The following is a 25,103-nucleotide window of genomic DNA, read 5'->3' as shown; positions in this document are numbered from 1 at the left end:
ACTAGGTTAACAGAATAAGCTATGTAAATAGAATGTGAATTGATTCAGTATAGGATTTATTAACTACTATATTAGAAATATTGACTGTAAGCCTTGCTACAAAAGGCTAATTAACAAAACCATTTAAAAGAACAAATAGCAATCGATTTAATTTATTAAAAAAATGTTAAATAATGATATTTTTTCTAAAATCATTCTGCTAATATCATTGCGCTGTTGAAAAAACGATCAAAAAGAATTGTGCATCAATTAGCATTTACGGAATAATTATCCACATCTATTTTACCAATAATAATAAATAGAAACGGTCATTTGTATCTTCCTAAAACTATACTAACAAAGCCTTACAGGCTGCTTACACTTATCATTTTTTCTTTATGATAGGTGGGTTTATCAATTCCATTAACAGACTTATCCACAAGCTAACTTTTATTTTGAAAGTATTTTTATAGTCAGCATTTGCTATCTATGGCATTCTATTGGCAGTAATTTTCAGCCAATAAATCAAATTCTATGACTCAAACATCTCCTTACATTCTTGTTGACGGTTCTTCGTATCTTTTTAGAGCTTATTATGTGCCTTATTTACAGGCGCTTAGTACCAAAGATGGCCACCCTACTGGTGCTATAACTGGTGTGCTAAACATGATTAAAAGTCTACAAAAAGACTACCCAACCGGAAAAATTGTGGTGGTATTTGATGCCAAAGGTAAAACCTTCCGCAATGATTTATTTCCTGAATACAAAGCTAATCGCCCGCCAATGCCAGATGATTTACGCTGCCAAATTGAGCCTTTACACAAAATAATCAACGCTATGGGCTTACCTATGCTAGTAATTGAAGGTGTTGAAGCCGATGATGTTATTGGCACACTTGCAGATCAAGCCAGTAAGCAAGGACTAGAAACGGTTATATCTACTGGCGATAAAGATATGGCACAGTTAGTAACCGAGCATGTAACCTTAATTAATACTATGACCAATGTGGCTATGGATGTTGGTGGTGTTATTGAAAAGTTTGGTGTACGTCCAGATCAAATTATTGATTATCTTGCGTTAATGGGTGACAAAGTAGATAACATCCCAGGAGTTGAAAAGTGTGGCCCTAAAACAGCAGTAAAATGGTTAACAGAGCACGAAACTTTAGACAATGTCATTGCCAACGCTGACAAAGTAAAAGGCAAAATTGGTGAGAACTTAAGAAGTGCATTAGAGCAACTACCACTTTCTTATGAACTCGCCACAATTAAATTAGACGTAGAGCTAGAAAAGCCAATTAATGAATTAGAAGCAACAGAGCCAGATACTGATACATTACGCGAAATGTACACTCAGTTTGAACTAAAACGTTTATTAGCTGAACTTGATGGCAAAAGCCCTGCAACAAAGAGCAATAACAAAGCGGCAGCACAAACGGCTAGTCAAGAGAGTGATGATGAAGTAGTTGCGCAAGACATTACGGCAGAATATGACATCGTCCTTACTAAAGCACAATTCAATGAGTGGTTAACTAAATTACAAAACAGCTCTAGCTTTGCATTTGATACTGAAACAACTAGCGTAAATTACATGCAAGCTAATTTAGTGGGTGTTTCGTTTGCTATAGAAGCAGGTAAAGCCGCCTATGTACCATTAGCTCATGATTATATCGATGCGCCGGAGCAGTTAGATTTAGACTGGGTATTAGCTCAATTAAAGCCTCTGCTTGAGAGTAAAACCATTGGAAAAATTGGTCAAAACTTAAAATACGATGCCAATGTACTAAGTCGTTATGACATAAACCTACAAGGCATTGCCTTTGATACCATGCTTGAATCTTACTGTTTAAATAGTGTCTCAACTCGCCATAATATGGACGCATTAGCCCAGAAGTATTTAGGCTATAACACAGTGCATTTTGAAGATATTGCCGGTAAAGGCGCTAAACAACTAACGTTTAACCAAATCGACATTGAAAAAGCGGGTCATTACGCAGCCGAAGACGCAGATATTACATTACGATTACACCAAGCTATTTGGCCAAAATTAGAAAAATATACTGATCAAAAATCGATTTTTAGCGATGTAGAATTACCACTATTAAATGTACTGGCTAAAATGGAACAAGGTGGTGTATTAATAGATCCTGATTTACTAATAGAGCAAAGCCAGCAAATTGGTAGTCGCCTAGATGAGTTAGAGCAACAAGCTCATAACCTAGCAGGCAAAACGTTTAACCTGAGTTCGCCAAAGCAACTACAAGTAATTTTGTTTGAAGAGCAAGGCATTCCTGTTATTAAGAAAACACCAAAGGGAGCACCTTCTACAGCAGAGGAAGTACTACAAGAACTGGCTCTTGATTACCCATTACCTAAATTAATTATTGAGCATCGCGGCTTAAGCAAACTTAAGTCTACTTATACTGACAAGCTGCCACTTATGATTGATAGCAATTCGGGTCGCGTACATACTTCTTATCATCAAGCGGTAACGGCAACGGGACGTTTGTCTTCATCTGATCCAAATTTACAAAATATTCCAATTCGTAGTGAAGAAGGTAAAAAAATTCGCCAAGCTTTTATTGCGCCACAAGGTTATAAAATATTAGCGATCGATTATTCTCAAATTGAATTACGTATTATGGCGCATTTATCAAAGGATAAGGGATTACTTACTGCATTCTCGCAAGGTCGAGATATTCACCAAGCCACAGCTGCTGAAATATTTAACTTGCCATTAGATGAAGTAACCAGCGATCACCGTCGTAGCGCTAAAGCCATTAATTTCGGCTTAATTTATGGCATGTCGGCATTTGGTTTAGCCAAACAGCTAAATATTGCCCGAGGTAAAGCCCAAGATTATATGAATGCATATTTTGAGCGCTACCCTGGCGTTTTAGAATATATGGAAGATACGCGCCAGCTTGCGAGTGAGCAAGGTTATGTAGAAACTATTTTTGGCCGTCGCCTATTCTTACCTGAAATAAAATCTAAGAACGGTGCTCGTAGAAAAGCAGCTGAGCGTGCAGCAATCAACGCACCAATGCAAGGAACGGCTGCCGACATTATTAAAAAGGCAATGATAGCTGTAGATAAATGGTTAACAGAAAACAATGATCCTCGTATAAAAATGACCATGCAAGTACACGATGAGCTTATTTTTGAGGTACCAGAGGCCATTCTTTCTGAAACAACACAAAAATTAGTACAAATTATGGACAATGCAGTGCAATTAGATGTGCCATTAATTTCTGAAGCCGGTACTGGTAGTAACTGGCAGCAGGCGCACTAATTTGTAGTTTTATTACAAAAACAACTACTAAAACGAAAAAAACAGGTTTAAAACCTGTTTTTTTTTCACTTTTTGTAAAAAAATGTAATAAAAGTTAGAGTAAACACTTTACAACATAGAGTTAACACTCTATTATAACACTCGTTCCTTACGGAACTCTTGTTGTAATAACTTTTGTTTTCTAGCTTCCCCATAAGCTTCTTACCGACTTTGCATTGTGAAGTCGGTTTTTTTTGTCTGCAATTTACTCAAAACAAAAATAAACTAATCCCATTTAAATAAATATTTCACTTTCTTAAAAAAATTAGAGTAAAAGCTTTACAACATAGAGTTAACACTCTATTATTATTTTCGTTCCTAACAGAACTCTTGTTGTAAAAATTTTATTTTCTAGCTTCCCCATAAGCTTCTTACCGACTTTGCATTGTGAAGTCGGTTTTTTTTATTTAAATTATCCCAATTACAAATCTATAAATTCAGCACAAAAAAAAGAGCCGCTATTTAATAGAGACTCTTAATTCTTGCAAAATTTCAGTTAGTAACTAATCTTCGCTACTTTCCACTTCATAATCTTGTTCAACCAGCTCTTGCTTTTCAATGGTATTAAACCACTCGCTTAATATATTGGTAGTAACTTCAACACCAACTCTAGTTAATGAAGAAAACGCTTGCACCTGAATATTATTGTGCATGGTTTTACATTTTTTACGCACCTGTAATACTTCACTATTACGTTTACCAGGTTTAAGCTTGTCAGCTTTGGTTAATAAAACTAGCGTAGCAAGACCACAATCATTGGCCCAGTTTATTAAATCAACATCTAGATCTTTTAGAGGATGGCGAATATCCATAAGAATAACCAATCCCTTTAAGCTCATTCTTCGCTCAAGGTATTCAGCTAACGCTTTTTGCCACTTCTTCTTCATTTCTAAAGGAACTTTAGCAAAACCATAACCAGGTAAATCAATTAAGCGTCGGTCATCATTAATATCAAATACATTAATCAGTTGAGTACGACCAGGTGTTTTACTTGTACGAGCCAAACCTTTTTGATTAGTCAGCGTATTTAGTGCGCTCGACTTACCTGCATTTGAACGTCCTGCAAAGGCAACTTCTATACCGCTATCGGCTGGCAGCCTACGAATATCAGGGGCACTAAGGGTAAATTTTGCTATGTGTAAATTAACTACAGGAGCTGTCAAAACTGGTTCCACCATGGTTTAAATATTAACTGATTCAATTATATCCTGTTTTTAACAATTAGACGCAGTGTTTTTATGTAATTTTTTTAAGCAATAACCATTACACTAGCGCGGGAATTGTGTAAAATAGTGTAAGATTTTATTCCAAACGCTATAAAAAGAAATACAGAACGATATTTCCGAGCATTAACAGGCAGAAATTCAATGAAAAAAATTATACTTTTAGCAATATTAAGCTGTGGCTTTATTAGTAACGCTTTTGCTGCAGGTGACGCTACTGCAGGAAAAGCAAAAGCAGCGGCATGTGCAAGTTGTCATGGTGCAAATGGTATAGGTATTGCTGATAACTATCCTAACTTAGCAGGCCAACATGCTGATTATATAGCTAAACAGCTTAAAGCTTTTAAAGAGGGTTCTCGTGTAGACCCTCTAATGGCTCCTATGGTTGCGGCTTTATCTGATCAAGATATGGCTGATATTGCAGCTTACTTCGCAAGCTTTTCTCTTAGCGGCGAAGCTCCAGCAGGTTCAGCAACATCAGCGAGTGCACCAAGTGCAGCTCCTGTTGCCGCAGCACCTTCAGTAGTAGCTAATGCTGCTGCCGGTAAGGACTTATATAATAATGGCGATGTTGCTCGTGGTATTACAGCTTGTGTAGCTTGTCATGGTGATAAGGGCGATAGTGAAGTATTAATTAACCCTAATCTTTCTAAGCAACACCCTGAATACATTGAAAAGCAATTACATGCTTTTATTGATGGTTCACGTATCGACCCTTCAATGAACACTATTGCTAAGCACTTAAGTGAGCAAGACGTTTTAGATTTAGGAGCTTACTTTAAAGATCCTGCTGCTGTAGCCTCTACGCCAGCACCTAAAAAGTCTGCAGCTAAGTTAACTTTCGTTGGTGACGTTGAAGCAGGTAAAGCAAAAGCAATGGTTTGTGCATCTTGTCATGGTGCTGACGGTAATAGCTTAATTGCTGTTTACCCAAAACTTGCTGGCCAACATGAGCAATACTTAGCAAAACAAATTGCTGACTTTAAAGCAGCTACAGTTAACGCTGATGAAGGTCGTAACGACCCAGTAATGGGTGGCATGGTTGCTACTCTTTCAACAGAAGATATTCAAGACTTAGCAGCTTTCTTTGCTAGCCAAAAAACTACACCAACCAATGTTGCAACAAATGCAACAGGCGAGAAGTTATACAATGGTGGTGATGCAAACCGTGGCATTACAGCTTGTATCGCATGTCATGGTGTTGACGGTAAAGGTGCTGCATTAGCTGGTTTCCCTACAGTATCAAGCCAAAATCTTGATTACTTAAAAACTCAGCTTAACAAGTTCCGTGACGGCTCTCGCCATAACGATATGAACTCAATGATGACTACTATTGCATCTAAATTAACAGATGATGATATTGCAGCAGTTGCTGAGTACATGTCTTCGTTAAAGTAACGATTATAAAACGATAACTAAAAAGCAGCGTAAATCGCTGCTTTTTTTTGCTTAAAATAAATATTGGCTAATCCAAGTTAATTCCCGAAATTGAATGAATTCTATGATGACCCCAAATACAAGCGCATCTAAATTAACAAATGATGATATTGCAGCAGTTGCCCAGTGCATGTCTTCGTTAAAGTAATGACTAAAACGCAATAACTGAAAAGCAGCTTCGGCTGCTTTTTTATTATCTAATAATTCAATAAATTATATTTTTTGTTAGCGCCTAAGGTAAAAAATTAGCATTACAATTCAACACACTTGATAAAAATAAGTCACACGAGTTGCTGATAAAATAGCCGATTAACCATTTAAGGTATCAGCATGCAACTTGATCATTACGTAAATACATTCGGCAAATATTTAAAAGCTAAATTTGGTACCCGTATCAAAAAGCTCACTATTGATGCAGCTTTTACTTGCCCAAATCGTGATGGCACTTTAGGTAAAGGTGGCTGTACCTTTTGTAATGTTGACTCATTTAGTAGTGAGCAAAAACATGACTCTATTTCTCAACAGATGACTAAGAAGAAAGAAGAGTTAGGTAACAAAGCCGAAAAATACCTTGCTTACTTTCAAGCATATACCAGCACCTATCAAGAAGTTGAGTACTTAAAAGAAAAGTACGAGCAGGCACTTGAACAATCAAATGTAATTGGCTTATGTGTTGGTACTCGTCCAGATTGTGTCCCTACTGAAGTTCTCGACCTGCTTAAAGGTTATGTCGAACAAGGCTATGAAGTTTGGCTTGAGCTTGGCTTACAAACAGCAAATGATGAAACTCTCAAACGGATTAACCGCGGTCATGATTTTGCTACCTACGTTGACGCAGTTAAGCGTGCACGTAAATCTGGCATAAAGATATGTACCCACTTAATTGTTGGCCTTCCAAACGAGACAGAGCAAGATAATTTAGTAACACTACAAAAAGTATTAGAACACCCTGTTGATGGCATAAAATTGCACCCTCTACATGTAGTTGAAGGTAGCACCATGGCAAAAGCATGGAAGGCAAATAAGTTAGATGTGATGAGCATGCAAGAGTATGCATCTATTGCTGGTAACCTAATACGTAATACTCCTAGCCATATAATTTTTCACCGCGTATCTGCAACGGCGAATAAGCCAATATTACTTGCACCTGACTGGTGTCAGCTAAGATGGCCTTCAATAACTGAAATATGTCGTGATTTACATGCCAAAGGCATTCAAGGTAACGATCTATAGCTCTGTTGGTTAGCAGCCAACATAGCTCACCTTTCTAAATTTCAATCTAGTGATAGACTTAATATTGTTTAATGACATTCACTTGAGTTTTGCCAATAAATAACAAGAGGTAATAATTAAAAATGAATAACAAAGTATTTGATTACATCATTGTCGGCGCCGGCTCAGCTGGTTGTGTATTGGCCAATCGTTTAAGTGAAGATAGCAATAACCAAGTACTGCTACTTGAAACCGGCGGAACGGATAAAAGTATTTTTATTCAAATGCCAACCGCTTTGTCTATTCCAATGAATACCAAAAAATACGCTTGGCAGTATGAAACTCAGCCAGAGCCTTTTCTGAATAACCGCCGTATGCACTGCCCTAGAGGTAAAGTATTAGGAGGTTCATCTTCTATTAACGGTATGGTTTATGTACGTGGCCACGCCAAAGATTTTGATGAATGGCAACAACATGGTGCCGAAAATTGGGATTATGCCCATTGTTTACCTTATTTTCGACGAGCTGAAACTTGGGCTTTTGAGCATGACCAATACCATGGTGACAGTGGTCCTATGGGTATAAATAACGGCAACCAAATGAAAAACCCGTTATACCGTGCGTTTATTGACGCCGGTGTTGAAGCTGGCTATATGGCAACCAAAGATTATAACGGTGAGCAGCAAGAAGGGTTTGGCCCTATGCATATGACCATCAAAAATGGTCTGCGTTGTTCAACCTCAAATGCCTACCTTAGACCTGCAATGAGTAGAGATAACTTAACCGTTGTTACTCATGCATTAGTACACAAAGTTTTGCTAGAAGATAAAAAAGCAGTCGGTGTTCGCTTTGAACGCAAAGGTAAGATAATTGATGTAACGGCTAATAAAGAGGTTGTGTTATCAGCAGGCCCGATTGGTTCGCCGCAAATATTACAGTTGTCAGGTATAGGTGGTAAAGAAACTTTAGAAAATGCCGGCATTGAAGTTCACCATGAATTACCTGGTGTGGGTGAAAACTTGCAAGATCACCTTGAGTTTTATTTCCAATTTAAATGTAAAAAGCCTATTTCTCTTAATGGTAACTTAGGCTTATGGAATAAGTTTTTAATTGGCGCTCGTTGGTTTTTCACCAGAAAAGGATTAGGTGCGACTAATCACTTTGAGTCTTGCGGTTTTATACGTTCAACCCCTGAAGTCGAATGGCCAGATTTACAATATCATTTTTTACCGGCAGCAATGCGTTATGACGGAAAAGAAGCGTTTGACGATCATGGCTTTCAAGTACACATTGGCCATAACAAACCCAAAAGTCGCGGCGCGGTAAAAGTAAAATCTGCCGATCCAAAAGCACACCCTGAAATTTTATTTAATTACCTTGAGCACGAAGAAGACCGTGCAGGTTTCCGCGCATGTGTGCGTTTAACCAGAGAAATAATCCATCAACAGGCGTTTGATCAATATCGTGGTGATGAAATACAACCAGGCAGCCATATTCAAACGGATGAAGATATTGATAAATTTGTACGTGAGTTTGTTGAGAGTGCTTATCACCCATCTTGCTCATGTAAAATGGGTACTGATGATTTGGCCGTTGTAGACCCAAACACTAAGGTGCATGGTATTACTGGTTTACGCGTTGTCGACTCTTCGATTTTCCCAACAATTCCTAATGGCAACCTTAACGCACCAACCATTATGGTGGCAGAGCGAGCAGCAGATTTAATACTTGGTAAGGCAATGCTAGAACCATCAACAGCTTCTGTACATGTTTCTGCTGACTGGCCAACAAAGCAAAGAACTAATGATCCAAAACGTGTGGTAAGCGACTAATCCCTTACCTAAATTATACATGGCGTTAGTTACTCTAAACAGGTCTAACTAACCTCGAGTCTAACCTAGCAAGTTAGGCACTTTAAAAACAAAAATAAAAGGGTAAAACATCACTATGTTAATAGCAGTGTTTATTGAAAGTATTTTCAAGCAAAGCTTATGACCTTGTGGCTATCCGCTGGTATCGTATTTACATTATGCGCAATCGCCTTTGTGGTATATAGATGGGGCAATATTCGCTGCGTAGGGGTAACTCCTGTGCGTACTTTTACCTTTATTGCCATTTTGTTCACTTCCGGTCTTGATGTTGGCTTGATCATGTTCCCGTTAACCGAATTTGCTGGCTATGCAGATTTAGCAACAAGTCCTGAATACAGCTTTACTAATCCTCTGGCAATTGAGTTTGGTTTTTGGGCCTTTCTTATTTGGGGCTTTTATTTTTTAACCTGTTTTTACTTTTGTGTTATTGAGCCTAGAGTTCAGTTTTTTGAATTGCCTGTAGTTAAACTTATCAACAATATTGTCATTATTGGCACCTGCGCATTTACCGCCTATTTGCTGTTAAGTAATTTACCTTGGTACTTACCTGAAATGGGTGATGGTGAATCTATTATTGGCAGTTTTTATTTAGTAGTTTTTATGGTCATTGCCATCGCGGTTTATTCAAGTACCAATATACGTTACGTTCGCTTTTTAAGCTTGGCAACCACTTGGCTGTTTATTGCCCTCATTGCTTTAATGTGGTCTGGCGCTTTCCTGTCAAAAGATTCTAGTATCAGTGAATTTGCTAATACTTTAACGTTACTTGGTGGCTACTTTGCCAATATCCAAAAATTTGCATTGCCTCTGAACGACTACCATGAATTTTATCTTTATTGGTGGTTTGCTTGGAGCATTATGATTGGCCAGTTTACCTCAAGGTTTGTCAGTGGCTTACGAACTTACCAAGTATTATTGGCTATGTTGGTATTCCCATCTATTCCTATCGCGGTTTGGTTTACTGTGCTGTATTACTTTAGTGCAAACAGTATAAATACCGCTGGTTTTTATAATATAACCATGGCGATTGTCGGCATAACCTTTGTGATCAACTCGCTTGATTCATTAATTCGCCTTTATACCGATAACCTTAATATTGGCGTAGCTCGTATTGGTCGAATTAACTATTTTATAGGTAACCTGTTAGCTTTGAGCTTATTAACCTTATTATTTAAATTAGATTTTTTACAAATTCAATGGGTTGGCGCTGTAGTTATTGGCCTATTCTTTAGCTGCTTTAGCTATATTTTAATTAAAAAATTCGCACAGGTTAAAGCTATTACAGCTTCACCCAAAGCCAACAAAATAGATTTTGATAAAATTAATTTAACTAACTAATAAAGTAGCGTCACTTTAGCTGGTTAACAAATACATAACATTAAACTACGTTTAACCATTGCCTTATTCGGTATGATAAGCCATCAAATTTCCCCTTTGGGGCAGTTAGGCAATTCGATATTAACAGTAAGTGTGAATATCACTATTAGATTAGGTGGAACCCATGACAATAAACAAACCCAACAGTAAAGCTATGTTGAAAAGAGCCCATGAAAACATGCCATTAGGTGTAGCAGACAGCTACCGCTACTGGGGTGAAGAAAACACGGTATTTTTAAGCAGCATGAAAGGTTGCACTATTACCGATTGTGATGGCCAAACATTTGTCGATTTCCGTATAGCGTATGGTCCAGTGATCCTTGGTTATCGTGATCAGCGTATCGACAACGCCGTTATTGATGCCATTACTAACGTTGGAGCTATTTCTGGTTTCTCAACTGGGTTAGACTCTGATGTAGTTGAGCTAGTTAAGTCGATGTGCCCTAATATTGAAAAAATGCGTTTTGCCAACTCAGGTACAGAAGCTGTAATTGGCGCAGTTCGAACTGCTCGCGGCTACACTAAGCGTAATAAAATTGTTGTTGTTGAAGGTGGTTTCCACGGTTTACATGATGAAGTTATGTGGAAGTCTGATGTAGATAATTGGGATGCAGATAGCGAACAATCTCCAGATATCATTTCATTTGGCGGTGGTATTCCAGCAAACACCCGAGCTAATCAAGTAAGCATTCCACTAAATGACTTTGCCGCTCTAGATGCTGTATTTGCACAGTACGGCGATGATATTGCTGCTATTCTAATTGAGCCGATCATGGGTAACTGTGGTTCAATCGCTTCAACTCAAGAGTACATGCAAAAGTTACGTGATATATGTGACGCTAACAACTCATTATTAATACTTGATGAAGTTAAAACTGGCTTCCGTGTTGCCAAAGGCGGTGCACAAGAGTTGTATGGTATTTACGCAGACTTAACGACTTATGCAAAAGCAATTGGTAATGGTTACCCTGTTGCCGCATTTGGTGGTAAGGCCAAAGTTATGGATACAATTTCTTTCGCCAGCGATGGCGTAACTCATGGCGGTACTTATACGGCAAACATGATTGCATTAAGCGCAGCTAAAGCAACTCTTACCGTGTTAAAAGAGACTGATGCACTAGCAACAATTAACCGAGTTGGTAAAGATATCCAAGCATTACTATCTCGCGTATTTAATAAGTTTAATATTGAGCATTGCTTTGCCGGACCTGATTCAATGTTTGGTGTGCATTTAGGTAGTACAGTGCCACAAAACTATCGAGACTGGAAACGCACTGACAGTGAATTGTATACCGCCTTTGCAATGAATCTAATTGAAAATGGGGTTATGTTAGAGCCTGATTCTCGCGAACCTTGGTTTATTTGTGAAGCTCATCAAACAATCGATTTTGCTTGGTTAGAGCAAGTAGCTGAAAAATCAATGGCTGACGCTTTAAAAGCTTAAAGTAAAACTGATTGATTTAATATTCTTAGCCACTAAAGACCTATTTTTAGTGGCTATTTTATTTGTGTTATTTAGCACTTAACTCTTGTTCAAATTCTTGCTCTAGCTGCACTGCAGCATCAAAGTCATAAGCCTCTAACGCATTGGTTAGTTTCGTTGCCACATCCGATATCTGCTCGGCATCAAGATAACTGAGAATCTCTTGCAAGGTCTCTCCTGCCGATGAGTCAAAGCTAGCAATTTTTCCCTTCAATTGATTAAGTAATTGAGCAATAACATCAGCATCAAATGTTTTTGTTTTAACCGGCGCTTGTAATTGTTGTTGGTCGTTCTCTATGGCGCTTACCATAACATTTAATTGAGTCTCACATTCAACTAGGAGTTCTTCAACTTCATCTATGACTAACTCGCTATCTTGCTCAATCTTAGCTTTAAATAGTAACTCTAACTGTTGTGCACTAGGCACTACAAAAGTAGCACCAATATTACCAGCTAAACCTTTCAAGCTATGAGCGATTAAAATAGCTGTATCATAATCTTGTTCTGCAAGAGCCTGGCGGATACGTACAACGGCGTCGGCTTCTGAATTAACCACTTTTTTAAGGATTTTTCTATAGGCTTGCACATTGCCAGCCACTCTTAAAAGTGCACTCTCAACATCAAACTCTGATAATGACGATAAGTCTACTTGTTCAGTATCAGTTTGTGGTGCTATATCTTGCGAGCTTCTTTTACCTGTAGGTTTAACCCACTTTGCAAGAGTTTGGTACATCTCTTGTGGATTAATAGGCTTAGCTAAATGCTCATTCATACCTGCAGCAATGCACTTTTCTCTATCGCCACTCATTGCATTAGCTGTCATTGCGATAATAGGTAGAGAGGCATTTTTTTCATTCTTTCTAATTTCTTTAGTTGCTGTGTAACCATCCATAACCGGCATTTGAATATCCATCAAAACCGCATCAAAAGCATTGCTTTCAACTTCTTCTACCGCTATTTTGCCGTTATCTGCAACAGTAACAATCAACTCTGCCATTTCTAATAATTCAACAGCAATTTGTTGGTTAATCTCATTATCTTCTACCAATAAAATATCAGCGCCTATAATGTCTTGTACTACATTCAGATCTAACTGCCCTACTTGGTTATTATCAAGCAGAAGGCCTTTCTGACCGAGCACTTTCAATGTGGTGTCGAGTAAGGTAGATGCTGATACAGGCTTAGTCAAAGAGCCATCTAATTTAATATGTCCTGCGTTTTTTAGCATCACGTCACGATCATAAGCTGTGATGATGACAAATTTAGGAGGTGTAGCTAAAAAGTCATCGCTAGTGACTATCTCACCTAATTGAATACCGTCCATGTTTGGCATTTTCCAATCAGCAAAGACCAGTTTAAATGGGGTATTATGCTTTTCTGCAATAGTAAGCTTTTCTAACGCCTCTTTGCCTGATGAAGCGAGTTCAGGCTTAAATCCTAAACTCTCGGTAAGATTAAACAGAATTTCCCTAGCAGCAACACTGTCATCAACAATTAGTACAGGTAAGTCTATTAGGTTCTCTTTTAGGGTATTGGTTAGGCTATTACTTTCATTTGTTAATCCAAACGTTGCAGTAAAGTAGAATTGGCTACCTTCTCCATAAGTACTTTCAACCCAAATATCACCTTGCATCATATTAGTTAAGGTTTTACTAATAGCTAATCCTAAACCTGTACCGCCGTACTTTCTTGTCGTCGAAGCATCTGCTTGACTAAAGGATTGAAATAAACGGCCTAGTTGCTCTTCAGTCATACCTATGCCGGTGTCACAAACAGAAAACTCTACAGTGATATTTTTATCATCTCGACTAAGCTCCTTAACTCTTATGATTACCTCTCCTTGTTCGGTAAATTTAATAGAGTTATTGGTGAGATTAATGAGTATTTGGCCTAAACGAAGAGAGTCGCCAATGAGTTCCTGAGGTAGCTCTGAATCTAAATCAATTAGCACTTCTAACCCCTTTTCCTCGCTTTTATGAGAAATGGTTTGTACTAATAGCTTTAATGTTTCATCCAAGAAAAATGGCTCAGCTTCAATTTCAAGTTTACCTGCCTCTATTTTTGACAAGTCTAAAATGTCATTGATAATACCTAGCAGAGCATTTGCTGAGCTATGGATCTTATTTACATAGTCGGCTTGTTTGGGATTTAAATTGGTTTGTAAAGCCAAATAACTCATTCCCACAATGGCGTTCATTGGGGTTCGTATTTCATGACTCATATTTGCTAAAAAATCGGCTTTGACTTGCGCTGAGGCTTCAACTTCTTTGATTGATGCTTTTAGCGACGCTGTCATCTTATTGAATGCATTTGCTAATATAAAAAATTCATCTTTTGAGGTAACCCTGATCTGAGTATCTAAGTAACCTGCAGATATTTCTTTTGTACCAGTAATTAATTTATTTAAATTATGAAGAATGCCAGATGCCAATAAATAAGCAAAAAATACCGCAATAATTAGGGTTAATAATGTACCGACTATTATCGCTGCTAATGTTAGGTTTTTGGCCTGATTAGCCTCTTGTTGGCGCTTGGCCATTAAAGATTGCTCTTCAACTATGAATTGCTTCTGGATAGACCTTATTTGATCTATTATTTTTTTACCTGTTTTATTTTCAATAAGGGCAATAATGTCTGCAATCTGTTGCTCATTACTCGCTTGTCTTCGTGCAGTTATTTCTATATTGGCAGCTTGATCAATCCATTGAACTTTTAACAGAGCAATTTCATCCAAACGCTTCACCTGTGAAGGGTTATCACTAACGTGTTGCTTTAGGCTTGTTAATTTTTTATCCCATTCTTTTTGGGCACGGTAAAAAGGCTCTAAAAAGTCCTCATTACCTGTGATTAAAAATCCTCGTTCACCGGTTTCCATATCGATAAGCAATGTAAGAATTTCACGGCCATCGGCAATTGCTCGGTGCGTATGCTCAACCCAATCAGCAGTCTCTGCTTGCTTATTTATGCTGTTATAAACAAAAAGTGAAACCGCCGATATGAGGATCAAAGGCAGAGCAAGCCCTAAGACAATTTTATTACGAAAGTTCAGGTTTTTAAGAAACGAAATATTCAAAATATAGGCATCCGTACCAACTTTAAGTTATTTTAAAATAAGTTATTGATATGACTAATATAATCCTATAGCAATTAAAACTCTAGTTTTATTCAAGATTGTGCAATTTAAAGACATTTATCAGTCTTTAGGGATCTTGCTATCCCACCATGTTTTATTAGGAATATAATCCGCTTTTAAATATTTTGCATGTTTAGATTCGAGCCACTTCATCTTCGAAGTTTCTGCTTGATGCAATTCTTTGGCATGTTTTTCAGCATCAAAATTAGGGTTTATCACAGGAGTAAGTGCACCCGTTTCTTTTAGCCAGCCATCTAATAGCATTCGCAATTCTTGAGCTTTTTCGGTTTGAATAGCAACAAGATCATTTTGCTCTGAAATATCCTGTTCAAGATTATAAAGCTCATCACGACCATCTTCATAATAGTGAATTAGCTTCCAATTCCCTGAACGAATTATGCTTGATGGTTCACCACCTTGATTACCATAATGAGGATAATGCCAAAATAAATTACGTTCATTTAATTTGCCTAAAGATTTTTGATTGTTTAACAAAGGTAGCAAACTTAAGCCATCTTTATGCTGGTTAGGTAATAAAGGCAGTTTTGCTAAGTCGAGAATGGTAGGATAAATGTCTGTAGCAATTACTGGCACATCAGATAATTGATTTTTCTTGGTTAGCTGCGGAGTATAAATATAAAACGGTTCACGTATTCCTCCTTCCCATTGACGCCCTTTACCACCGCGATATGGTAATGATGATGTGGCAAATGCATCTCCCGATGAAACACCGCCATTGTCACTGGTAAAAATAATTACCGTATTTTTATCTTGGCCCGTTTCTTTTAATTTATTTAAAACTAAACCAACAGCATTATCGAGGGTTTCCATCATGCCTGCATAAATAGGGTTATCTTGGACTTGTCGTACGCTTTTAGTTCGATCAAACTTAAACCGCTTTTCATGTAACCCTTGTTTTACCGCTTTATTTTGATATTTTTTCCATAACGGTTCTGTTGATTGTATTGGGCCATGGACAGCATAAAAAGAGAGATAAGCAAAAAAAGGTTGGGTTTTATTTTGCTCAATAAAGTCTGCAGTTTCTTGAGCTAACCTTAATGTTAGTGATTCTCCCAATTTACCATTTTTCATTTTAGGGTTTTTATAAGGCGAATAGTAACCACCAGGAGGCGAGCCCCGATGATGGCCACCAATGTTGATATCAAAGCCACTATCTTCTGGCAGAGAGCCTTTCTTACCAAGATGCCATTTACCAGCAAAAAATGTTTTATAACCGCCTTGTTGCATAGCTTCTGCAATAGAGATGTCATTTTTGGGTAAACCACTACTAATACTAGGAGGAAGTAATTTAGTATTCCTTTTCCAATTAGTGCCTGTTTTAACACCAAGATAATCTGTAATACCATGACGAACCGGATAAGTACCTAATAAAATAGATGCTCTTGATGGTGAACACACAGGTGCCGCTGCATAACCATTTGTAAAGCGCATACTTTTAGTTGCAAGCTTATCTATATGTGGAGTTTCATAGAAATTACTTCCTTCTATACCTAAATCCATCTTCCCTAAATCATCGACTAAAAATACCAGAAAATTTAATTTTTTAGATTCTTGCTCAAGCGCTACAGCAGAAAAACAGCTAAAAAAGACTACTGATATAGCAATAAGTTTTGTAGCCAGATTTAGAAAATTCGACTTTAACATTAAATATTTTCTCTTATTATTTTTATAGATATTATTAAAAAATATCATATGGTTAATCTGACACGCAACCTACATCTGCCATAACCATAGTTAATAACTTTATGTTAATTAAAGAAATAATTGATAAGTATAAGCTCATATTTTTGAAACTAGGGAAGTTGAAGTGGCTAATGGGACTTGAACCTCACGGTTAACAAGAGTCGGAATCACTAGTGATTCGGTCGTGCTTTCAATAAAAATCAGGCATAAAAAAACACCTACTAAGGTGTTTGAAAAATGGGGTGGCTAATGGGACTTGAACCCACGACAACCGGAATCACAATCCGGGGCTCTACCAACTGAGCTATAGCCACCACTGATATATGTATAGCAATACATACGGGTGTTGCGTGTTTACCGCCTCAATTTGAAACAGTGCGCGGATTTTATATTAGATATAGCGATCATTTCAAGATGAATTTGCATAATTATTATAAATAATTCAAGAATTATCTGCTGCTATGGTTTCGCTCTGATTTGGAACAACTCAATGTTAATGCAATGTTGAAATCTAATCTTATTTAGCGTTAAGTACATGTAAATGTTGCAGCTATATAAGTAGTTCCTTGGGTATTTGCTTTATCTATCAAGGCTTGATCATCAGCACAAGCAATTATATTCCCTTCTAAGTTAAGTTTTGTCGGAAGCTTGGGCCAATTTAGTATAGTGCTAACATCGGTAATATTATTTTCTTTCACGTTTAAATTTACTAATGATGTTAAGCCAGAGAGCGGAGTTAAGTCGTTTACTAAATTTTGACTAAACTCTAAAACATTCAAATTAGCTAAATTTGATAAGGGAGTAAGATCCGCAATTACATTTTCATTGATAAACAATTGTTGTAGTTGCTGTAAATCAGATAGTGGCGAAATGTCGCTGATTTTATTTTTATTTAAAAATAAAATTTGTAATTTAGTAAGGTTTTTAAGTGCAGTTATAGAAGTAACGTCACTATAAGTAAATCTGAGTTCTATTAGAGCGTGGAGGTTGGATAAAGGAGTTAAATCTGTAATATTACTTTTCACTCCGCCAAACTCTGCATTACCTATGTATAACAAGGTTAATTTATTAAGACTTGATATAGGAGTCAGATCGTTTAACCCATTGTTATAAATCATTAGGTTTTCAATAAAAACAAGTTCATCAATACCATCTAAAGAGTTAATGTTTTTATTTGGACAATCAACAACTTTAATCTCATTAATTAATGTGTCCCCTGGATAAGTAAGAGCTAAGCAATCGGTTAAATTACTATCTGAAAAAGTTATTGAATTCAATTTATGTGCAATGAAGTTTGGGTCAAGGGGGTCCATATCATCTTCATTATCAGCACCATCGCCGTCAATATCTGGGTCAGAATTATCACCTACACCATCGTCGTCTAAATCTGAGGTTTCACTACTATCCAAAGGGAAAGCGTCATCGTCATTATTAACATTGTCGCCGTCTATATCTGGATCGATATCATCTGCAATACCGTCGCCATCAAGATCAGCAACCATGACTTCAGGTTTACTTGAACTACCTCCACCACAACCATTGAGTGAAGTAGCTAAAATAAATAGCAGAAATATTTTTAAGGCATTATTCTTCATGCTCATCCTTGCATAAGTATATTGGTATTCAGGAAATGCATTCCTTCCCCTAAAGTTAACTATAGTAAAAAAATCAATTATGTTCTTATAGTTAGTTACATTTTTGTTAAAAAATCTGCTAAATTGGACAAATCAAAAAAAATAATAAAAGAATTAAGGATAGTTACTTGCTTAAAGTAATAGGTTGCAGATGGAATTTGCCTTTAATTGGAAGATTTATAAACTAATATGACATTTTTCAAAAACATAACAACACTACTCTCTTTTTTCATCTTAACGTTAGTTTCTAATGCTAGTTTGGCTGAATCTAATGTAAAAACAGTACTTGTAGATGGCAGTGAAGATGGCACTTCAATTCATCAATCTATTCAATATTTAGTAGATAAGGATTCTGAATTAAGTGTATTACAAGTTTCTCAATCTCACGCTTTTAAATCGGTTTCAGATTTAAATAATGAAAACTCATGGCTAGGAAAGGTAGAAGGGTCGGTATGGACTCGAGTGATCCTTAAGAACCCAACACAGCAAGCCATCGAAGTGAATTTTGAATATCCTTTTATTCAACCTTCTACTGTGTACTTACATGCAAGAACTTTTTTAAGTAACAATAAATTTATCACCAAAGAATCTGATATTAGAAAAACTAGCAATAACCGCGCAATAGCAACCCCACGTTTAAGCATACCTTTAAGTTTGCAGCCAGGTGAAAGTAAAGAAGTGCTCCTTGAAACCTTCAGCGATATTGCAACACCAAGGTTTTCATCTTTTCGTATTTGGTCGACTAAATCATTAGTAAAAGCATCAAATATAGAGCACATAATTTTTGGTATGGTGATTAGCTTTACCCTGCTTTCAGCCATTGCAAGTATAGTTTTATATAGATTTTTAAAAGAAAAGTTCTTTATTTGGTATAGCTTATTTGCCGTAAGTTCTATACCGGTTTTAGGTTTAACTACGGGCATTTTAAACTTATATGTTCCGAATCTTGATTACCATCCTTTAGGTACTATTTCGATGGTGGTAATGATGGCAGCAGGTGTGCAATTTATACGTGCATATAGTAACGCTGCTTATCATTCAATTAAAGCCGACAAGCTACTGCATTTAACCCTAACTTTGGTATTAGCCGCTTTACCATTAGCAATTATTGGTTTCCATGATTTAGCGATGCAAATACAACAGTTAGCAATATTTATTTTCCCTGTTGCAATCATTACAGCAATTTATTGTGGTGTATTAGGCGAAAAGCAAATGTCGACTATGGTGTTGGCAAAAATATTATTTTTTATCACACTAATGGTGACTAACTTACAAGCTTGGGGTTGGATAAAGCCAACTTACGGCCTAGTCTTCTTGCCTACAATTGGTATGGTTGCACAGTTAACTTGTTTAATTTGGGCTATGTATTGCAAAGCTCGTACTCATTATTTTGAAGGCTCACTAGAAGATCAAAATACAATCACAGATGCTTACCAACAGGCTTACGCGCTACAAGAACAAGTTAAAGAGCAAAATCAAATGCTCAAAACAGCGAAAGAGCAAGCAGAGTTTGAAGCCAGAACCGATATGCTTACGCATTTGCCAAATCGTCGAGCTTTCATGAACCTTGCTAAGATGGCCATAGCTCAAGCATCTCGCCAAAATAAGCCTTTATCTTTTATAGCTTTTGATATCGATAACTTTAAGCAAATCAACGATCAGTATGGTCACCCTGCTGGTGATGAAACCTTAAAGGTTTTTGCTGAGCTTACTCGAGAAATCATCCGCGCTAGTGATTTTTGTGGCCGAATTGGCGGCGAAGAGTTTATGATTGGCTGTCATAATAATCGCATTGGCGATGCGCATTACTTAGCGGAGCGCTTACGCAAGTCGATTGAAGATTGTGTTATAAAGTTTGATGACTTTGAGTTTTCAACAACGGTAAGTGTTGGTATTGCCGAAGTGGTTGATGGTGATGACTTAGAGGCTGTCATTAAAAAATCAGATGAAGCTATGTATATTTCTAAAACTCAGGGTAAAAACAAAGTTACTCATTACGCTGCGTAGGCTATAGTTGTAGCTAGATTATTTACCGAATAGTGACTTGGTTATGTCTCTAGAAGCCATTACGAAACAATTAAAATCATTAAACCAATCAATCCCTCCTGTTGAGTTGTGGGATCCTCCTTATTGTGGAGAAATGGATATTGTCATAAAAGCCAATGGTGATTGGTTTTATAATGGCTCCATTATCAGCCGCCTCAGATTAGTTAAGCTATTCGCTTCTGTGATCAAAAAAGAAGAGGAGGATTATTTTTTAGTAACCCCTGTTGAAAAAATCAAAATAAAGGTCGAAGACAAACCTTTTGTTATTACCAATTGGCAATGGCTCGAAGATTTAAGTCCTGCTACGATCAAGTTAACCACTAATCTCGGTGATTCAATTTTATTATGTGATGAACATCCACTGGAATGCGATAGTGAAGGAAATTTGTCGGTAAAAATACGACGTAACTTGTTTGCCAGTGTGCATCGTAATGTGTTTTATCAGTGGGTTGATATAGCTAAGGAAGAAAGCCGCGACCAACAAAAGCAATTAATACTCACTAGTGCTGGTCAAGATTTTATTATCGGTCGTTATAGCGATTAAATAACTCGAGAAAAGCGTTGTTGATTAAGTTTGCTCTTCATATAGATATCGAATGACATACAGATATTTCGTATTAATAAACGGCCTTTAGCAGCAACAACTATCTCATCATCAGTATCGGTTAATAAACCATCCTGCTTAAAAGTATCTAAACTTGCTAAATCCTGAGCAAAATATTGTGCAAAGTTAATATCGTATTGCTTCTCGATTGCACGTTTATCTAGCTTAAAGTTACACATAAGATCTTTAATCACTGTGGCTCTAATAACATCATCTTGAGTAGTCACAATTCCTTTTTCAAGGGCATGACCTTTCTCACTTACAGCTTGGTAATACTCTTTTAAGGTTTTACTATTTTGACTGAAGCTTTGCCCAATTGCACTGATTGATGAGACGCCTAAAGCTAATAGATCACAATCACCTAAGGTTGTATAACCCTGGAAGTTACGGTGCAGAGTGCCCTCTTTTTGAGCTATAGCTAATTCATCAGTTGGTTTGGCAAAATGATCCATACCAATAAAATCATAACCATGCTCAATAAACGATTCTATTGCATATTGCATCAATTCAAATTTCTGCTCGGCATTAGGTAGCCATTCATCTCTTATTTTACGTTGCGCGGCAAAACGACTTGGCATATGGGCGTAGCTAAATAAAGATATACGGTCTGGATCCATAATCTTTACCGCTTTCATGGTATTAGTGAAAGTAGCAACCGTTTGGTGAGGTAAGCCGTAAATTAAATCTAGGTTAATTGACTTAAAGCCAACTTCACGTGCACGTTTTACTAAGTCGGTGATGAACTCTGTCGATTGCTCACGGTTAATTGCTTTTTGTACCTTGCTATCGATATCTTGAACGCCAATACTTAGGCGATTAAATCCTTCATTTACCAGGTGGTCCATTAAATCAAGCTCAATTTCTCTTGGGTCCACTTCAATACTCATTTCCACTTGCTCTGAAAATGTGAATACCGATTTAAGTTTATTAACTAATAAGCTAATTTGCTGTTTAGTTAAAAACGTTGGTGTACCACCGCCCCAGTGCAACTGCTTAACATTATGGCCTTGAAATGATTTAGCTCTTAACTCTATTTCTTTAAATAAATATTGCAGATACTCATCAGCTTTTTCTGAGTGCCTAGTAACTATCTTATTACAGCCACAGTAGTAGCACAGACTATGACAAAAAGGGATATGTACATACAACGAAAGGTCTTTATTGTTAGACTGCTCAATCGCTTCTAGCAAGTCTGAATTAGAAAAGTTTTCGTTAAACTCTAATGCTGTAGGGTACGATGTGTACCTAGGACCGCTAACATTATATTTGTTTAGCAATTCTGGAGAAAACATTTCAGAGTGTTGATGAATTTGTGACATATTAAGAGCCTTTTAAACTTAAGCTAGCAAGTATAAAAGAATGCGCCTAATAAAGTTTGATCAGGCGCAATGATTTAGCAATCAGTTAACAATTGGCGGGCAAAAATAAAGCAGCTCTAGTCAGCACATTGAATACATTTTAAGGCTGCTGGTTGGACTTTAAGGCGAGCAACAGCAATATCTTCACCACAAGTATCACAAATACCGTAACTACCATTATCTATACGAGTAATAGCATTCGATAGCATTTGTATCTCAACTTTTGCTTCCGATTCTAGAGCGTTTAAAACCTCATCATTTTCACGCTCTCTCGCTTGCTCTGCCCAGTCAGCATCACGTCCTTGCGCAAAATCGCCGTGAATAGAACTAACTCGTGCCTGTAATTCAATTATTCTATTGGTAAACTCTTTTTTTAATTGCTCAGACATAAATTACCTCTATATTGCTTATTTTTGTTTTTGCTCTAAGTCTTCTTTAATGGAGCTGGCATAAGTAACTAACAGCTTTGCATCAGCTAAGACCTGTGCTTCTAATTCTTGCTCTATACCCATTCTTTCTAAATCTAACTTTAATCGCTCTTTTTTAGATAAGGCTTTTCTCGCCTCAAGAATCGGCATATGGCTGATTTCGTTATATAACTTAAATATAGCAGGAAATTTGCTGTTCATAATTTCTTTATGCTCAGGCATTGAATCAATAAGAACAGATAAACGCCAACAGCCTTCAGAGATCTCGCATTGTTGCTCATTAACGGCCTTACTAATAAGCACAATACTATCGATTGTCTTAAGGTCTCGAGTTAATTGTTTTTGCTCTTGCTGATCTTTAATAAGCTGTTGCACACGGTTTTGTTCACGTAACTTGAACATTAAAAATGCCGCATAAGCTGCAAGAACAAAAATTATAATGGAAGCAAGAATAAACCAAACCATTAAACTAGTACCTATTCTTTAAAATCTGAAAAGTCATCTTTATCTAAGTGGCTCCAAAGCTCATCTTCATCATCACTTTCTTGAACAATCTCTTCTTCATCTTCAAGACCAAGTTTGCTTATCAGCTCTTGATAACGCTCTAAACTAGCTGTTAGCATTGCTTGCTCTTCTGCAGATAGCACTTCACCATCTTCTTGACGTTCAGCTAAAAGCTGCAGCTCTGTATTATTCTCAATGGCTAATAGTTCCTGCTCAAATAATTCTGTATCATCAGCAACTTTAATTGGCGCAACTAAAGGACGAGAATCTTTAGGCTGCTTTTTTTCTTTCTTAACAGGCTTTGTAGCTATACCTAAATCAATTGGCTTCTTACTACCAATGCGCGGATCTTTAGGTTGTGTATTTTCTACAACTACACGAGGCTTGTTTGCTACTTGCTGACGAGTACCCGCTTTATTACCCGTACTTTTACGAGCTCTAGGAGTTCTCTCTTCAACTGTAGTTTTATCAGCTTTAGGTAGGTTTATCCAACCTGGCTTACGAGATTTTTTTTTGCGTGACATAGGTTTTCTTAAGTTACATATAATTGCTTATATTTTACGCTAAAAATAAGGAAAACTGTTAGTTATTGATCAAATTCTTACAAGAAAAATAAACAAAAAAAAAGAGAGCAATAAATGCTCTCTTTCTTCGACAAATTCTTTTGTCTATGTTCTGGTATATCCAGCCCTGAACCTATCCTTGCACACTATCCCTATCGTTTGATACGTTTCCATACTTTGTTTTTTATTTTCGGTCTTCCTGACACCTTATTGTCTATCCATAAAGCCCGTTAAGGCATACTATCCAATGTATTAAGGTTATCCTAACCTTTTACTAGCACTCCATTGTGCAATCCATTTAGCGTCCGTACTTGATATTCCATATGTTAATTTGATTTCTATATAAAGCTACATCCTGTAACTGAAATTAATTCTACTTTAGTTACAAATAGTTACAATGTACTAAAATTACATTTTATAAATAAATCACACAACACATAGATAACCTATTGATTTAATTATCTTTACACTATATAGATTAGTTATTCACCATTAAAACAATGGTCAATGTCTCACAAATATAATCATAGTTATACCCAATAACCTACAAAAATATAAATTGAATTATTACAAGTGAACTGTTTAATTAATGGGGTAAAACTATTTGAATTAAATTAGGGCAGACACACTTTTTGGGACGGTACCCACTAATCAAGTTGATCTGACCCTCTTGATTGATACAAATATTAAATTTAGAAAACAAAAAAGCCTGCTCGAAAGCAGGCTTTAATAATGATGGTGGAGGGAGGTGGATTCGAACCACCGAAGGCTGAGCCGTCAGATTTACAATCTGATCCCTTTGGCCACTCGGGAACCCCTCCAATGAAATACGCAATGCGTTATTTCGAAATAGGAGCCTAGCGATGACCTACTCTCACATGGGAACCCCCACACTACCATCGGCGCTACTGCGTTTCACTTCTGAGTTCGGCATGGGATCAGGTGGTTCCACAGTGCTATTGTCGCTAGACAAAAACATGTACAATTTTGAAAGCTGTATTAATGACTTACTCAAGTCGTATTCTTTAATGCGTGAATGTGTTTCCACATTTTCTTTGTCAGACCATACAGCCTCAAACGAAAACCGCTTGGGTGTTGTATGGTTAAGCCTCACGGGCAATTAGTATCAGTTAGCTCAATCCCTCACAGGACTTACACACCTGACCTATCAACGTTGTAGTCTCCAACGACCCTTTAGGGGACTCAAAGTCCCAGTG

General features: G+C 37.0%; 16 protein-coding genes, 2 tRNA genes and 2 rRNA genes. 8 read left to right on the top strand and 12 right to left on the bottom strand.

All coding sequences use genetic code 11. The features are described from left to right. Window positions 1–513 precede the first annotated feature (513 nt). A complete protein-coding gene (gene polA / locus FNN08_RS09975) occupies window positions 514–3,270 on the top strand; it encodes a DNA polymerase I (RefSeq protein ID WP_143585333.1) in 2,757 nt (918 codons plus the stop codon). Window positions 3,271–3,812: 542 nt separating this feature from the next. On the opposite strand, the gene yihA is transcribed toward polA, so the two are convergent. Further along, complete coding sequence (gene yihA / locus FNN08_RS09970; protein WP_143585331.1) at window positions 3,813–4,487, bottom strand: ribosome biogenesis GTP-binding protein YihA/YsxC; 675 nt, start codon at window positions 4,485–4,487, stop codon at window positions 3,813–3,815. A gap of 189 nt (window positions 4,488–4,676) precedes the next feature. On the opposite strand from yihA, the gene FNN08_RS16525 reads away from it, so the two are divergent. The 5 genes from FNN08_RS16525 (at window position 4,677) to FNN08_RS09945 (ending at window position 11,873) form a co-directional block, all read left to right on the top strand. Next, window positions 4,677–5,930 (top strand): cytochrome c, encoded by a 1,254-nt coding sequence (locus tag FNN08_RS16525; protein ID WP_260679318.1) that lies wholly within the window; start codon window positions 4,677–4,679, stop codon window positions 5,928–5,930. Between the two features lie 369 nt (window positions 5,931–6,299). After that, window positions 6,300–7,202 carry a TIGR01212 family radical SAM protein gene (locus tag FNN08_RS09960; protein ID WP_143585329.1) on the top strand — a complete coding sequence of 301 codons (903 nt, stop codon included), beginning with the start codon at window positions 6,300–6,302 and terminating at the stop codon, window positions 7,200–7,202. A gap of 122 nt (window positions 7,203–7,324) precedes the next feature. After that, window positions 7,325–9,013, top strand: a complete 1,689-nt coding sequence (gene betA, locus FNN08_RS09955; protein WP_143585327.1) for a choline dehydrogenase — start codon at window positions 7,325–7,327, stop codon at window positions 9,011–9,013. 159 nt (window positions 9,014–9,172) lie between these two features. Next, window positions 9,173–10,390 (top strand): BCCT family transporter, encoded by a 1,218-nt coding sequence (locus FNN08_RS09950; RefSeq protein WP_143585325.1) that lies wholly within the window; start codon window positions 9,173–9,175, stop codon window positions 10,388–10,390. 163 nt (window positions 10,391–10,553) lie between these two features. Beyond that, window positions 10,554–11,873: an aspartate aminotransferase family protein gene (locus FNN08_RS09945; RefSeq protein WP_143585323.1), complete on the top strand. Its 1,320-nt coding sequence runs from the start codon at window positions 10,554–10,556 to the stop codon at window positions 11,871–11,873. 67 nt (window positions 11,874–11,940) lie between these two features. On the opposite strand, the gene FNN08_RS09940 is transcribed toward FNN08_RS09945, so the two are convergent. From FNN08_RS09940 to FNN08_RS09925, 4 genes are all read right to left on the bottom strand, one after another. Next, the gene (locus FNN08_RS09940; RefSeq protein WP_143585321.1) at window positions 11,941–14,985 is read right to left on the bottom strand and encodes a response regulator; all 3,045 of its coding nucleotides are present in this window, start codon (window positions 14,983–14,985) and stop codon (window positions 11,941–11,943) included. A gap of 120 nt (window positions 14,986–15,105) precedes the next feature. Beyond that, window positions 15,106–16,710 (bottom strand): sulfatase, encoded by a 1,605-nt coding sequence (locus FNN08_RS09935; protein WP_143585319.1) that lies wholly within the window; start codon window positions 16,708–16,710, stop codon window positions 15,106–15,108. Window positions 16,711–16,987: 277 nt separating this feature from the next. Further along, window positions 16,988–17,063 (bottom strand) — tRNA-His (locus tag FNN08_RS09930). Window positions 17,064–17,276: 213 nt separating this feature from the next. After that, on the bottom strand, window positions 17,277–18,344 hold the full coding sequence (locus tag FNN08_RS09925; protein WP_185962625.1) for a leucine-rich repeat domain-containing protein: 1,068 nt from the start codon (window positions 18,342–18,344) through the stop codon (window positions 17,277–17,279). Between the two features lie 228 nt (window positions 18,345–18,572). On the opposite strand from FNN08_RS09925, the gene FNN08_RS09920 reads away from it, so the two are divergent. Both FNN08_RS09920 and FNN08_RS09915 read left to right on the top strand, forming a co-directional pair. Beyond that, complete coding sequence (locus FNN08_RS09920) at window positions 18,573–20,390, top strand: diguanylate cyclase (RefSeq protein WP_143585315.1); 1,818 nt, start codon at window positions 18,573–18,575, stop codon at window positions 20,388–20,390. Between the two features lie 43 nt (window positions 20,391–20,433). Next, entirely contained in the window at window positions 20,434–20,973 is a 540-nt protein-coding gene (locus FNN08_RS09915; protein ID WP_143585313.1) for a DUF1285 domain-containing protein, read from the top strand. Here the strand turns inward: FNN08_RS09915 and hemN are convergent. The 7 genes from hemN to FNN08_RS09880 all read right to left on the bottom strand — a co-directional run. Then, window positions 20,970–22,352, bottom strand: a complete 1,383-nt coding sequence (gene hemN / locus FNN08_RS09910) for an oxygen-independent coproporphyrinogen III oxidase (protein WP_143585311.1) — start codon at window positions 22,350–22,352, stop codon at window positions 20,970–20,972. The genes FNN08_RS09915 and hemN overlap by 4 nt on opposite strands. Before the next feature lie 116 nt (window positions 22,353–22,468). After that, window positions 22,469–22,780: a TraR/DksA family transcriptional regulator gene (locus tag FNN08_RS09905; RefSeq protein ID WP_143585309.1), complete on the bottom strand. Its 312-nt coding sequence runs from the start codon at window positions 22,778–22,780 to the stop codon at window positions 22,469–22,471. A gap of 18 nt (window positions 22,781–22,798) precedes the next feature. Beyond that, a complete protein-coding gene (locus FNN08_RS09900) occupies window positions 22,799–23,284 on the bottom strand; it encodes a DUF2489 domain-containing protein (RefSeq protein WP_143585307.1) in 486 nt (161 codons plus the stop codon). A gap of 11 nt (window positions 23,285–23,295) precedes the next feature. Then, on the bottom strand, window positions 23,296–23,847 hold the full coding sequence (yihI, locus tag FNN08_RS09895) for a Der GTPase-activating protein YihI (RefSeq protein WP_143585306.1): 552 nt from the start codon (window positions 23,845–23,847) through the stop codon (window positions 23,296–23,298). A gap of 775 nt (window positions 23,848–24,622) precedes the next feature. Then, window positions 24,623–24,707, bottom strand: a tRNA-Tyr gene (locus tag FNN08_RS09890). Between the two features lie 34 nt (window positions 24,708–24,741). Beyond that, window positions 24,742–24,856: ribosomal RNA gene (gene rrf / locus FNN08_RS09885) — 5S ribosomal RNA — on the bottom strand. 129 nt (window positions 24,857–24,985) lie between these two features. After that, a 23S ribosomal RNA gene (locus tag FNN08_RS09880) occupies window positions 24,986–25,103 on the bottom strand; the annotation flags it as partial.

Source organism: Thalassomonas sp. M1454, from assembly GCF_007097525.1.
Lineage (GTDB): Bacteria > Pseudomonadota > Gammaproteobacteria > Enterobacterales > Alteromonadaceae > Thalassotalea_A.
Note: the sequence above shows the minus strand (reverse complement) of the source record. Positions and strands in the feature narration are given on the sequence as shown.